This is a genomic window from Streptomyces sp. WAC 06738 (assembly GCF_003945505.1).
In the GTDB taxonomy this organism is placed as follows: Bacteria; Actinomycetota; Actinomycetes; order Streptomycetales; family Streptomycetaceae; genus Streptomyces.
In genome coordinates this window covers 4,926,609-4,939,053 of the sequence record NZ_CP029618.1, presented here as the reverse complement: position 1 = coordinate 4,939,053, position 12,445 = coordinate 4,926,609, and the positions used below count along the sequence as shown (strand labels likewise).

At 73.0% G+C, this 12,445-nt stretch carries 10 protein-coding genes and 1 pseudogene; 3 read left to right on the top strand and 8 right to left on the bottom strand.

The window, feature by feature from the left end; translation table 11 throughout:
* The first annotated feature begins 129 nt into the window (after positions 1-129).
* From DMB38_RS21805 to DMB38_RS21795, 3 genes are all read left to right on the top strand, one after another.
* The gene (locus tag DMB38_RS21805; protein WP_125936608.1) at positions 130-537 is read left to right on the top strand and encodes a YccF domain-containing protein; all 408 of its coding nucleotides are present in this window, start codon (positions 130-132) and stop codon (positions 535-537) included.
* A gap of 208 nt (positions 538-745) precedes the next feature.
* On the top strand, positions 746-1,876 hold the full coding sequence (locus DMB38_RS21800; RefSeq protein ID WP_240662410.1) for a family 43 glycosylhydrolase: 1,131 nt from the start codon (positions 746-748) through the stop codon (positions 1,874-1,876).
* A 58-nt stretch (positions 1,877-1,934) separates the two neighbouring features.
* On the top strand, positions 1,935-2,771 hold the full coding sequence (locus DMB38_RS21795; protein WP_125936606.1) for a hypothetical protein: 837 nt from the start codon (positions 1,935-1,937) through the stop codon (positions 2,769-2,771).
* A gap of 45 nt (positions 2,772-2,816) precedes the next feature.
* Here DMB38_RS21795 and DMB38_RS21790 read toward each other — a convergent pair whose 3' ends face one another.
* The 8 genes and pseudogenes from DMB38_RS21790 to DMB38_RS21755 all read right to left on the bottom strand — a co-directional run bounded on the left by DMB38_RS21790 (position 2,817) and on the right by DMB38_RS21755 (position 12,406).
* Entirely contained in the window at positions 2,817-4,145 is a 1,329-nt protein-coding gene (locus DMB38_RS21790) for an MFS transporter (RefSeq protein ID WP_125939183.1), read from the bottom strand.
* A gap of 324 nt (positions 4,146-4,469) precedes the next feature.
* The gene (htpX, locus tag DMB38_RS21785) at positions 4,470-5,339 is read right to left on the bottom strand and encodes a zinc metalloprotease HtpX (RefSeq protein ID WP_164716074.1); all 870 of its coding nucleotides are present in this window, start codon (positions 5,337-5,339) and stop codon (positions 4,470-4,472) included.
* 140 nt (positions 5,340-5,479) lie between these two features.
* The gene (locus DMB38_RS21780) at positions 5,480-7,066 is read right to left on the bottom strand and encodes an NADH-quinone oxidoreductase subunit N (RefSeq protein ID WP_125936604.1); all 1,587 of its coding nucleotides are present in this window, start codon (positions 7,064-7,066) and stop codon (positions 5,480-5,482) included.
* Positions 7,066-8,630 (bottom strand): annotated as a pseudogene (locus tag DMB38_RS21775) (NADH-quinone oxidoreductase subunit M). The gene DMB38_RS21780 and the pseudogene DMB38_RS21775 overlap by 1 nt, the downstream one beginning before the upstream one ends.
* A gap of 107 nt (positions 8,631-8,737) precedes the next feature.
* Positions 8,738-10,861 (bottom strand): NADH-quinone oxidoreductase subunit L, encoded by a 2,124-nt coding sequence (locus DMB38_RS21770; RefSeq protein WP_125936603.1) that lies wholly within the window; start codon positions 10,859-10,861, stop codon positions 8,738-8,740.
* Positions 10,858-11,292 (bottom strand): NADH-quinone oxidoreductase subunit NuoK, encoded by a 435-nt coding sequence (nuoK, locus tag DMB38_RS21765; RefSeq protein ID WP_125936602.1) that lies wholly within the window; start codon positions 11,290-11,292, stop codon positions 10,858-10,860. Before nuoK ends, DMB38_RS21770 begins: the two co-directional genes overlap by 4 nt.
* On the bottom strand, positions 11,292-11,894 hold the full coding sequence (locus tag DMB38_RS21760) for an NADH-quinone oxidoreductase subunit J (protein ID WP_125936601.1): 603 nt from the start codon (positions 11,892-11,894) through the stop codon (positions 11,292-11,294). Before DMB38_RS21760 ends, nuoK begins: the two co-directional genes overlap by 1 nt.
* Positions 11,891-12,406 (bottom strand): 4Fe-4S binding protein, encoded by a 516-nt coding sequence (locus DMB38_RS21755; protein WP_173534941.1) that lies wholly within the window; start codon positions 12,404-12,406, stop codon positions 11,891-11,893. The genes DMB38_RS21760 and DMB38_RS21755 overlap by 4 nt, the downstream gene beginning before the upstream one ends.
* Between the last annotated feature and the right edge of the window lie 39 nt (positions 12,407-12,445).

The window sequence follows — 12,445 nt, the reverse complement described above, 5'->3', positions numbered from 1 at the left end:
CCCCGCGCTTTCCTTGGCGCGGGGCGGCCCCGTCCCGTCCCGCGCTGCGTTTCCGTCCGGGCGGCGGACGTGCCGATAATTGATATCGACGGACCGCAGCCAAGCGAGTGTCCGGGAGAGGTGCCGATCATGAAGCCCCTGAATCTCCTTTTGAACGTCCTGTGGCTGATCTTCTGCGGAATCTGGATGGCGATCGCCTACACGGTCGCGGCGCTGGTGTGCTTCATCCTGATCATCACGATCCCGTTCGGCATCGCGTCGCTGCGTATCGCCGGCTACGTACTGTGGCCCTTCGGCCGCACGACGGTGGAACGCCCGGGCGCGGGCGCGCCCTCGGTCGTCGGCAACGTGATCTGGGTGATCTTCGCCGGCTGGTGGCTGGCTCTGGGCCACCTGCTGACGAGCATCCCGCTCTTCCTGTCGATCATCGGCATCCCCTTCGGCTGGGCCAACCTGAAGCTGATCCCGATCTCCCTGATGCCGCTGGGCCGCGAGATCGTCTCGACGGACGAACGCTTCGGCTACGCCCCGCGCTGACACCGGAGGTCTCCCGCCATGACGGGGGGGTGGTTGACCGCGTCCGCGTTCTCTACGCTCCGGCTCCGGCGACTTGTATCCGCTTTGTATGCGCGGCTCCTTGAATCGTCGGATCACCGATGACAAGGGGAGAACCGTGCGCAGACGTATCCGCCGGCTGCCGGCCGGGACCGCAGGCGCAGCCGGAACCGGGACCGCAGCCGGAACCGTGACCAGGACCGGGCCGAGGTCCGTCCGTCTCGCCGCCGCCGTCGCCGCCGTCACCTCGCTGGCGATCGGCAGCGCCGCCGGTTCACCGCTCTCCGCCGCGGGCGCGTCCGAGGCCGCGCCGAAGGCGGCCACCGGCACCGGCGAGGTCTCCCCCCTGGCGCACGAGTCGGCCTTCCAACTGGCCGACCCCGACACCGTACGGGCGAAGGACGGCAGGTTCATCACGTACGGCACCACCGTGCCCGCCGGGCGCGGGCAGCGGTGCGAGGGTGCCACCGGGCGGCTCTACGTCCCCGTCCTCGTGCACGGTTCCGGCAACACGGTCGGCATGACCGACTGCGCCTCCGGCGACGCGCTGCCCGGCGGGCCGGGCGCCTGGGCCGAGCCGGGCGGCGCCATCTGGGCGCCCGGGGTGGCCCGTTACGGCGACCGGTACTTCATGTTCTACACCGCCTCGCGCAAGGACTCCGGGCAGAAGTGCATCGGCCGGGCGATCTCGTCGTCCGCCCGCGGCCCGTTCCGCAACGCCGGCGAGTGGGCCTGCCCGCCGGGCGGGCGGTGGGCGATCGACGCCAACCCCTTCGTCGGCGGCGGGTCCCTGTACGTCACGTACCGGGACGACGCAATCGCGTCCGGCGCCGAGACCGGCATCTCGACCGTACGCACCGACAGCGAGGGCCGGGCCGTCTGGAGCACCCGCAGGGACGTGCTGAAGAGCACCGACATCACCTGGGACACCCGCGGGACCAGCGGCGGCACCCACGTCGTCGAGAACCCGTCGATGTGGCGGCGGGCCAACGGCACCTGGTACCTGATGTACTCCGGCAACAACTGGGACAGCGCCCGCTACGCCACGGGCATCGCCGAGTGCGGCACCACCCCGCTCCCCTCGTCCCGCTGCAAGCCCCTCCGCAACGGCGTGGAGCGCCCGTACTTCGGCTACACCGGCTCCGGCGGCCTCGGCCCGTACCGCGGCCTGCCCGGCAACCACCGCGGGCCGGGCGGCATGGACGTCTTCGCCGTCCCCGACGGCAGCTTCCGGGTGGTGTGGCACTGGTGGGACGGCGGCCCCCGGTACCTGATCAACGGAGCGCTGCGTCTCGACGACGGCGGCTACTACGTCCAGTAGCGACCCGGCCGAAGAGCCGGCACCCGTACGGCACTCGAAGTCCGCGGAGGGAGAAGTCGTGGCAGGGATCACCAGGAGACGCGCCCTCGGGCTCGGCGGCGCGGCCGTCGCCGGCACCGCCGGGGCCCTGGCCGCCGCCGGCAGCGCCGACGCGGCCGACGGCTGGCAGCGGCTCGTCGTCGTCACCGCCAACATCGGGCGCACCGACCTCGGTGAACGGGAACGCGCCATCCGCGACGTCCGGCACGCCGTGACGGTCGACGGCCGGCTCACCACGCCGCTGGTTGCCTGGCAGGAGATCGGCGAAGGGGACGCCGACGGGCAGGAACCGCGGTGGATCAACCGGTACTTCGGCACCGCGTACCGGAACGTCTTCGTGAACCACGACAGCGCCGGCCGGGTGCCGATGTCGATACCCAAGGCGTACGACATCGTGGACCGCAGGGTCACCTTCGTCCACGGCGGCAAGGCGGGCGTCTCGCCGCACCGGGTCATCACCGAGGCCGTGCTGGCGCGGGCGGACGATCCCCGGACGAGGTTCGTCTTCGCCAACACCCATTACGTGGCGGGAGCGTTCAACGGCAGGCAGGACCCGTACGAGGCGTGGCGGGTCGACATGTGGCAGCAGCACTTCCGCAAGCACCGCGACGAGGTGCTCGGGTACTGGCGCGCCCGCGGCTTCCCGGTGATCTGGGCCGGCGACGTGAACCGCAGCCCGATGCCGCTGCTCCTGCCCAACTACGAGAAGCGCGCCTTCGGCAGCGGGATCGACCAGATCGGCTGGGTCCCGGGCACGAACGGCACCCAACTGCGGCTGCGCTGGACGAAGGTCGTCCCCATGTACGTGGACGGCCACGACGCCCGCGTCGCCGTGATGCAGGTGCGCCGCGTCTGAGGGGCCCGGCTGAGGAGCAGGGCGGACCGCCCCGTTCCCGGCTCCCTACCGCACCGCCCCGCCCGCCCCCATCCGCCACGTGACGGCCACCGCCGCCGCCAGTCCTCCCACAGCCAGAACGCTGCTGGTCAGGAACGGGTTGCCGGCGTCCAGGGCCGGGGCGAAACCGGTGCCCACGTACAGCGTGACCCCCGTGGCGCCCCCCAACTGGTCCGCCGCCCGCTGGACGCCCGAGGCCATGCCCGCGTCGGACTCCGTCACCCCGCTCACCGCCGCGTACTGCAAGCCGATGATCCCGAAGCCCAGGCCCGCCGCGATCAGCAGCATCGCCGGGATCATCGCCAGTGGGCCCCCTTCGACGTGGGTCACGAACGCGAGCAGCAGCAACGCCAGCCCCGTCAGCCCGATCCCCGTCAGCGCGCACATCCGCGCCCCCCAGCGGCCCAGCAGCCCGGGCACGAGCACCGACGCCCCGATCAGCGTGAACGCCAGCGGCAGCATCGTCACCCCCGCCTCCAGCGGGCTGAGGCCCCGGTGCTCCTGGAGGTAGTACGTGAAGAGCAGGAACGACGTCGACAGCGCCGCGCTCAGCAACGCCGTCGCCAGGTTCGCCCGCACCCGCGGGCCGTTGCGGAAGAACCCGAGCGGCACGAGCGGGTTCGCCGAGCGGCGTTCCGCCGCGGCGAATCCCACCGCCGCGAGCACCGCGCCCGCCAGGGACACCGGCGGCAGCCACGACCCCGCCCCGTCGCCCTCCCCCGCCTCGACGACGCCCACCGCGAAGAGCAGCGGAGCCGCGGTCAGCAGCAGCGAGCCCGGCAGGTCCATCGGGGTGCGGGCCGGGGGCGGGTCTGCCGGTACGAGGAGGAGCGTCGCCACCAGGACGACGACGATGAACGGTACCGACACCAGGAAGATCCACCGCCATCCGAACAGCTCCGTGATCACCCCGGAGAGCACGAACCCCAGCACCAGCCCGCAACTCGCCACCGCCCCCCACACGCTCAGCGCCCGCGACCGCCGCGGGCCCTCCGGGAACATCAGCACCACCACCGCCATCGCCGCCGGCAGAGCGACCGCCTCGCCCGCGCCCTGGAGCAGCCGGGCCGCCACCAGCCAGGCGAACGACGGCGCCAGCCCCGCCAGCAGCGACGCGAGGCCGAAGAGCGCGGTGCCGGAGAGCAGGACGCGGCGGCGGCCCAGGACGTCGCCCAGCCGGCCGCCGAGCATGAGCAGCCCGCCGCCGGTGATGGTGTATCCGACGACCACCCAGGTCAGCCGGCGGTCGTCAGCCGCGAAGTCCGCGCCGATCGACGGCAGGGCGATGTTGACCACGGTCACGTCGACCGCGATGAGGAACTGCAGCATGGCCATGCAGCACAGCACCAGCCATGCGCGCGCCGGGGACGCGGAGTCCGCGCGCGCGGAGAGAATGCCTGAGAACACCTGGAAGCTCCGTTGCTCGGAAGACGAGTTCCGGGCAGCACAAAGAGGCCGCTCCGGTCGATCGCTCGCGAAGCGACGGATTCGTACGAACCATCCACGGAGCCCGCGGCGACGCGGAGACGCGTCTACGGGCGCACAAGTGACGTACGTCCCGCCGCTAGCGGGACGTCCTCGTCACACCGGCGCAGCCGGCTCCAGAAGCACCTGACATGGGTCCTACGCTAACCCACCCGGTCCACGGGCAGCAGCCCCTCAGTGCCCCAGGTCCCTGCCCGCCATGCGCTCCAGCCGGGCGATACGTTCCGCCATCGGCGGGTGCGTCGAGAACAGCCGCGACATGTTGCCCGAGCCCCGCCGGAACGGGTTCGCGATCATCATGTGGCTCGCCGTCTCGATCCGCGGCTCCGGCGGCAGCGGGAGCTGCTTCGTGCCCGCTTCGAGCTTCCGCAGGGCGCTCGCCAGGGCCAGCGGGTCGCCGGTGAGCCGGGCGCCGGTCTGGTCGGCCTCGTACTCGCGGGAGCGGCTGACCGCGAGCCTGATGATGCTCGCCGCCACCGGGCCCAGGAAGAGCACCAGGAGCATGCCGAACGGTCCCGGCCCGTTGCCGTTGCGGTCGCCGCTCGGGATCAGCCAGGCGAAGTTCACCAGGAACATCACCACCGACGCGAGCGCGCCCGCGATCGACGAGATGAGGATGTCCCGGTTGTAGACGTGCATCAGCTCGTGCCCGAGGACGCCGCGCAGCTCGCGCTCGTCGAGGATCTGCAGGATGCCCTCGGTGACGCAGACCGCCGCGTTGCGCGGGTCGCGGCCGGTGGCGAAGGCGTTCGGGGCCGGGGTCGGCGAGATGTAGAGCCGGGGCATCGGCTGGCGGGCCTCGTTGGAGAGCTCGCGCACGATGCGGTAGAGATTCGGCGCCTCGATCTCGCTCACCGGGCGGGCGCGCATCGCGCGCAGGGCCAGCTTGTCGCTGTTCCAGTACGCGTACGCGTTGGTGCCGATGGCGACGACGAGCGCGATGACCAAGCCCGTACGGCCGAAAATGCTGCCGATGAGCAAGATCAGCGCTGACATGCCGCCCAGGAGCGCGGCTGTCTTCAGCCCGTTGTTCGACCGGTGCACGGTGTGCCCTCCAAAGCCTGCCGGCGCGAGTGTCGGCCGTCTCCTTCCAGTGGACCCCTCCCACGCACAGAACGCCCGGCCCACCGGCCAAGTTCCCTGGTCAGCGCAGATTCCCCGGGCGCCGTGCGGGTGAGGCGGCGCTACAGCAGGGCTTCGCCCGCAAAGCGGAGGACGAGCTGCGGCGCGCCCGAGAGCGCGACGCCGAGCGCCGCCGTCAGGCCGATGGCGCCGCGCAGCGGGGCGGTCAGGGCGGTACGGACCGGGGCCGGACCGCCGTCCGGAGCCGCGGGCGCCGGGCGGAACAGCAGCGCCGTCCACTGCAGGTAGTAGTACAACCCCACCACCACGTTCGCCGCCATGATTACCGCCAGCCACCCGAGACCCGCGTCCACCGCGGCGCCCAGGACCGTCACCTTCGCGAAGAGGCCGATGATCCCCGGCGGCAGCCCGGCGAGGTTGATCAGGAAGAACGCGAGCGCCAGCGCGACCGGCAGCCGCGTCGCCGCCAAGCCCCGGTAGTCGGTGATCCGGCCGCCGCGGCCGCCCTTCGCGGCCACCGCGGCGACCACGGCGAAGGCGCCGAGGTTCACCACCCCGTACATCAGGGCGTACGAGAGCGTGGAGCCCACCGCGCGCTCCGGCTCGTCGGCGTAGGCCGCGGCGGCGATGGGGACCAGCAGGTAGCCCGCCTGCGCCACCGACGACCAGGCCAGCAGCCGGACGGCGCTGTGCGGGGCGTCGACGCGCTGGCGCAGGGCGGCCACGTTGCCCACGGTCATCGTCAGCGCCGCCAGGACCGCGATCGCCGGGCCCCACACCTCGTCGTACGCCGGGAAGGCCAGCACGGTGACGAGGATCAGCCCGCTGAAGCCCACCGCCTTGCCGACGACCGACAGATACGCGGCCACCGGGATCGGCGCGCCCACGTACGTGTCGGGCACCCAGAAGTGGAACGGCACCGCCGCCGTCTTGAAGGCGAACCCGACCAGCGTCAGCACGACCCCCGCCGCCGCCAGCGTCTCCAGCCGCTCCGGTGCCGTCGCGAGCCCGTCGGCCAGCCGCGCCAGGTGCAGGCTGCCCCCGGCGGCGTAGACGAAGCTGATGCCGAGGAGCATGACGGCGGTCGCGGTGACGGAGGAGAGGAAGAACTTCAGCGCCGCCTCGGACGACAGCCGGTCCCCGCGGCGGAGGCCGACCAGCGCGAACGCAGGCAGCGAGGCGACCTCCAGGGCGATCACGAGCGTGGCCAGGTCGCGCGCGGCGGGCAGCAGCGCCGCGCCCGCGGCCGAGGCCAGCAGCAGGAACCAGAACTCCCCCGCGGGCAGCTTCGTCGCCCGCACGTCGTGCACGGAGAGCAGCGCGGCGAGCAGCGCGCCCGCGAGCACCAGGAGCTGCACGACGAGCGCGAAGCGGTCGGCGGTGTAGCTGCAGACGCCGGGATCGCCGGTGAGACAGAAGGTGCTGCGGTCGCCGTCGAGGAGCGGCAGGAGCGCGAGGAGGGAGACGGCGAGGGCGGCGACCGCGCCCCAGCCCAGGAGGTGCTTGGCGCGCTCGGGTACGAAGAGGTCGGCGACCAGCAGCGCGACGGCGGCCACGGCGACGATCGTGGGCGGCGCGACGGCGAGCCAGTCGACGGACTGCACGACGGACTCGGCGAGGACCGTGTCCGCCCTCCCGCCTGCCCCGGTCCCGCCGGATGAGGGTGCGGCGGCGTGTGCGTACGTCATCAGCTTCCTCCCGCGAGGAGCTTCTGCACGGCCGGGTCGGTGAGGCCGAGGAGTGCGGCGGGCCAGAGGCCGGCGAGGACGGTGAGGGTGACGAGCGGGCTCCAGGCGGCGATCTCGTACCGGCGTACGTCACCGAAGGCCGGCCGCTCCCCGGCGTCCTGTCGCCCATGCAGACGCGGCGGACGACGACCAGGAGGTACGCGGCGGTGAGCAGGGTGCCGAAGCCCGCGACGGCCATGGAGACCAGGTACGCGGGCCGCGGGAGCCCGGCGGCCGGGTCGTACGCCGCGAACATCGCCAGCATCTCGCCCCAGAACCCCGCGAGCCCCGGCAGCCCCAGCGACGCGACGGCGCCGAAGACGAGCAGCGCGCCCAGGCGCGGGGCGCTGCCGTAGAGGGCGGCGCCGGTGCGGCCGGCGAGGGCGTCGAGGTCGGTGGTGCCGGTGCGCTCCTTGAGGGCGCCGACGAGGAAGAAGAGCAGGCCGGTGATGAGGCCGTGGGCGATGTTGGCGAAGAGCGCGCCGTTGACGCCGGTGGGGGTGAGCGTGGAGATGCCGAGGAGCACGAAGCCCATGTGGCCGACGGAGGAGTAGGCGATGAGCCGCTTGAGGTCCCCGCGCGCGCCGTTCCTGGCGAGGGCGAGGCAGGCGAGGGAGCCGTAGAGGATGCCGGTGACGCCGAAGGCGGCGAGGTAGGGCGCGTACGTCTCCATGCCGTCGGGGGCGATGGGCAGCAGGACGCGCACGAACCCGTACGTGCCCATCTTCAGCAGCACGCCGGCGAGGAGCACGGAGCCGACGGTGGGCGCGGCGGTGTGGGCGTCGGGGAGCCAGCTGTGCAGCGGCCACATCGGGGTCTTCACGGCGAGGCCGGCGCCGATCGCGAGGACCGCGATGAGCTGCGTGGTGTGGGTGAGCTCGGCGCCGTTGTCAGTGGCGAGTGCCACCATGTCGAAAGTGCCGCCCTGGAACCCGACGAGGAGGAGGCCGAGGAGCATCACGACCGAGCCGAGCAGCGTGTAGAGGATGAACTTCCAGGCGGCGGCGGTCCGTCCGGCGCCGCCCCAGCGGGCGATGAGGAAGTACATCGGGATGAGCACCATCTCGAACGCCAGGAAGAAGAGCAGCAGGTTGAGGACGGCGAAGGTGGCGAGCATGCCGCCTTCGAGGACGAGCAGCAGCGCGACGAACGCCCGGGGTGACGGCCCGGCGGGCATGGCGAAGTAGCCGTAGACCGCGCAGAGGAAGGTGAGCAGCGCGGTGAGGACGAGGAGGGGGAGCGATACGCCGTCGACGCCGAGGTGGAGCCGGATCCCGAGGGCGGGGATCCAGCCGACGTCGGAGTCGGCCTGCATGGTGCCGGCGTCGTCGTAGTCGAAGCCGGCGGCCAGGACGACGGACAGGACGAACACGGCGCCGGTGACGGTGACGCCGTGGCGCAGCACGGCCTGGTCGGGGCTCTTGCCCTTGAGGCCGGGCGGCGCGGGGAAGAGGGCGGCCAGGGCGCCGAGAAGGGGGAGGACGACGATGGCGGCGAGGACGAGCTGCATCGCGGTGTGGTTCATACGCGGGTGACCTCCGCGGCTTCGGAGGACGGCCGGGGCGCGGGACGGATACGGCGGGCCGGGCGGCTGCCGGGGCGGTGCCCGGGCGGGCTGGTGTCCATACGGCGTCAGCCTCCCGTGACCGACGTGGTGGCGACGACGACCGCGACGGCCAGGACGAGCGCGCCGCCGAGCAGCGCGCTGAGGTAGCTCTGCACGTTGCCGGTCTGCGCACGGCGGACGGCGGCGCCGAGCAGCCGGGGCGCGGTGCCCGCGCCGCGTACGTACGTGTCGACGACCTCGCGGTCCAGGAAGCGGACCAGCCGGGCCGCGGCCCGTACGGGGCGGACGAAGAGCGCGGTGTACAGGGCGTCGACGTGGAAGCCGCGGGCGGCGTGCCGGTAGAGGGGGGCGCCGAGCAGTATGCGGCCGGGGTCCGTGGCGGTGCCGTCGGGGGCGGCGCCCGACGCGGCGGTGCCCTCGTCCGACGGGCTGCCGTACACCGTCTCGTGCGTGGCCTCCGCCTCCACCTCGGTGAGGGCCGGCTCGGCGTCGGGGTGGGCGGTGACCGCGCCGGCGGGGACGCGGGCGGCGAGCCCGGCGGTCTGCTTCCACGCGGCGTACGTCGCCATCATGCCGACGAGCGCCAGTCCCGTGCCGAGGACGGCGGTGGCGAGCGTCGGGGTGAGGGAGTGGTCGCCGAGCCAGTCCGGCAGCGTCCAGACGCTCAGCCCGAACGCGAGGGTGGGCACGAAGAGCAGCCACAGCACGGCGTTCATGACGACCGGGGTCCGCACGGGGTACCCCGCATCGGCGACGTTGTCAGTGGCGGAGGCTGGTGTCGATGGCAGTGGCGTCGCGGCGCCGGAGGCTGGTGCACCGGCCCTGCCCATTCCCCGCGGAGGCGGGGGTGATCCGGCGAGCAGCCACAGCCGGGCGGCGTAGGCGGCAGTGAGCAGGGCGGTGGCCAGTCCGGCGACGAGAACGACCCAGCCGACCCCGGCCGGAACGCCCTCGACGTCCCCCCTGGCCGCGTGCTCTGCGGCGGCGAGGATCGCCTCCTTGGAGAAGAAGCCGGCGAAGGGCGGGATGGCGGCGAGGGCGAGGAGGGCGGCGGTCATGGTCCAGTAGGCGTCCGGCACGCGGTGGCGCAGGCCGCCCATCCGGGCCATCGCGGCGAGCGAGTTGGTGCCGGCGGCGTGGATGACGACGCCGGCGGCGAGGAAGAGCAGCGCCTTGAAGGCACCGTGCGAGAGGAGGTGGAAGACGGCGGCGTCCCGCGAGCCCGCGGCCAGCGCGCCGGTCATGTAGCCGAGCTGTCCGACGGTCGAGTACGCGAGCACGCGTTTGATGTCGTCCTGCGCGAGCGCGGCGAGCGCCGAGCCGACCATCGTGACGGCGGCCATGACCGCCAGCACCACCAGCGCGGCGGCCGAGGCGGCGAAGACGGGCAGCAGCCGGGCGACGACGTAGACGCCGGCCGCGACCATCGTCGCCGCGTGGATCAGCGCGGAGACGGGCGTGGGACCCGCCATCGCGTCGGGCAGCCAGGTGTGGAGCGGGAACTGCGCGGACTTGCCCGCGACCCCGGCGAGCAGCAGCAGCGCGATGACCGTGGGGTGCGCGAGGCCGTCGCCGGAGCCGGCCGCGGTCACGATGCCGCTGATCCGGAACGTACCGGCCTCGGACGCGAGCGCGAAGATGCCGATGAGGAAGGGGACGTCGCCCAGCTTGGTGACCAGGAACGCCTTGAGCGAGGCGGCGCGCGCGACTTCCGTGTCCCAGTAGTGGCCGACGAGGAAGTACGAGCAGATGCCCATGATCTCCCAGCCGACCAGCAGCACCATCAGGTCGCCGGAGTAGACGACGAGGAACATCGCGGCGGTGAAGAGGGAGACGAGGGCGGCGTACGAGGAGTAGCGCGGGTCGTCGCGCAGGTAGCCGGTGGAGTAGATCTGCACGCACGAGGCGACGACCCCGACGAGTACGGCGACGAGCACCGCCATGCCGTCGAGGTGCAGCGCCAGGTCGATGGGTACGGAGCCGGTCGGGGTCAGCTCGGTGGCGGCGGTCACCGGCTCGTCGCCGCCCTGCCGCGCCGCGACGAGGGCGGCGAGCACGGCGGCGGTCACGGTTGGGAGCACGGCCAGCGGCTGCACCATGCCCGGCGAGCGGCGGCCGAGGAGCAGGCCGGCGACGGCGCCGAGGAACGGCAGCAGGGGGACGAGTGCGGCGAGGGTGGTGGTGGTCACGCGGTGGCCTCGGCCTTCTTCGACGCGGTCCCGGACTCGCCGCCGTCGGTGGCGCCTTGGGCCGCGTTCCCTGCTGCCGCCTCGTGGGCTGAATCCTCCGCTCCGTCACCGGCGCCGCCCGCGTCCGTGTCGGCGAGGTCGCGCAGGCGGTCGACGGCGGAGGTGCCCCGGTTGCGGTACACCATCAGCACGATGGCCAGCCCGATGCCGATCTCCGCCGCGGCCAGCGCGATGATGAACAGGGTGAACGACTGCCCGGAGCGCAGGGCGTCGCGGAACGCGACGTCGAAGGCGACGAGGTTGAGGTTGACGGCGTTGAGCATCAGCTCGACGGACATCAGCACCAGGATGGCGTTGCGCCGCGCCAGCACGCCGTAGAGGCCGACGCAGAACAGCAGCACCGCCAGCACCGCCGGATACGCGAGATGCATCAGCCCTCCCCGCCGTCGTCGGCGGCCCCGGCGGCCCGGGTGCTTTCGTCCGCGTCCCCGGCCGCGGACCCGCCGTCCTTGCGGGACAGCACGATCGCCCCCACCAGCGCCGCCAGCAGCAGCACCGACAGCGCCTCGAACGGCAGCACCCAGTGCCGGAAGACACTGGCCCCCAGCAGGTCGGTGGTGCCCTTGGGCTCGTCCAGGTCGATCCACGTCGTACGGAACGCGTCCACCACCAGCGTCACCAGCAGCACCGCAGCCGCCCCCGCCACGCCCAGCGCCACCCACCGGTTGCCCGAGTCGGCGTCCGGTGAGCGGCCTATCGGCGCGCGGGTCAGCATCAGCCCGAAGAGCAGCAGCACGACCACGGAGCCGACGTAGATCAGCACCTGCACCCAGGCGACGAACTCGGCCGTCAGCAGCAGGTACTCGACCGCCAGCCCGCCGAGCGCGACCACCAGCCACAGCGCGGCGTGCACCAACTGCCGCGTGGTCACGGTGATCACGGCGGCGCCGAGGGTCACCAGGCCGGTGAGGAGGAAGACGATCTCGACGCCGGTGGGCGACAGGAAGCCGTGGGTCTCGGCGGCGAGGGTCATGCGTCGTCGCCCTCCCCGGCCGGGGGCTCCCCCGCGTCCCGTACCCGCGCGGCCTCCGCCTTCTCCGCCGCCTTGCGCGCCGCGCCCAGCTCCTTCGGCTCCTCCCCCGCCGGGTCCGGCGCGGGCGGGACCGGCACGGTCCACATCCAGTCCCGCAGCCGGTCGCGCTCGTGGGTCAGCTCAAGGATGTCGGTCTCCGCGTACTCGAACTCCGGCGACCAGAAAAGCGCGTCGAACGGGCAGACCTCGATGCAGATCCCGCAGTACATGCACAGCGCGAAGTCGATCGCGAAGCGGTCGAGCACGTTGCGGCTGCGCTCGCGCCCGCCGGGGGCGGCGGGCGGCACGGTCTCCTTGTGCGAGTCGATGTAGATGCACCAGTCCGGGCACTCGCGGGCGCAGAGCATGCAGACCGTGCAGTTCTCCTCGAAGAGCGCGATGACGCCGCGGCTGCGCGGCGGCAGCGCGGGGAGGGTGTCGGGGTAGTGCGCGGTGTGCGAGCGCCGCGTCATCGTGCGCAGCGTGACCGCGAGCCCCTTGGCGAGCCCCTT

What these genes read in the sequence shown, in the direction of transcription:
- DMB38_RS21805 (WP_125936608.1), top strand. Translation starts at nt 130, where the DNA reads ATGAAGCCCCTGAATCTCCTTTTGAACGTCCTGTGGCTGATCTTCTGC.
- DMB38_RS21790 (WP_125939183.1), bottom strand. Translation starts at nt 4,145, where the DNA reads ATGGCCATGCTGCAGTTCCTCATCGCGGTCGACGTGACCGTGGTCAAC.
- DMB38_RS21780 (WP_125936604.1), bottom strand. Translation starts at nt 7,066, where the DNA reads ATGACGTACGCACACGCCGCCGCACCCTCATCCGGCGGGACCGGGGCA.
- nuoK (WP_125936602.1), bottom strand. Translation starts at nt 11,292, where the DNA reads ATGCATCTCGCGTATCCGGCGGTGCTGGCGGTGCTGCTGTTCTGCGTC.
- DMB38_RS21760 (WP_125936601.1), bottom strand. Translation starts at nt 11,894, where the DNA reads ATGACCCTCGCCGCCGAGACCCACGGCTTCCTGTCGCCCACCGGCGTC.
- DMB38_RS21755 (WP_173534941.1), bottom strand. Translation starts at nt 12,406, where the DNA reads ATGACGCGGCGCTCGCACACCGCGCACTACCCCGACACCCTCCCCGCG.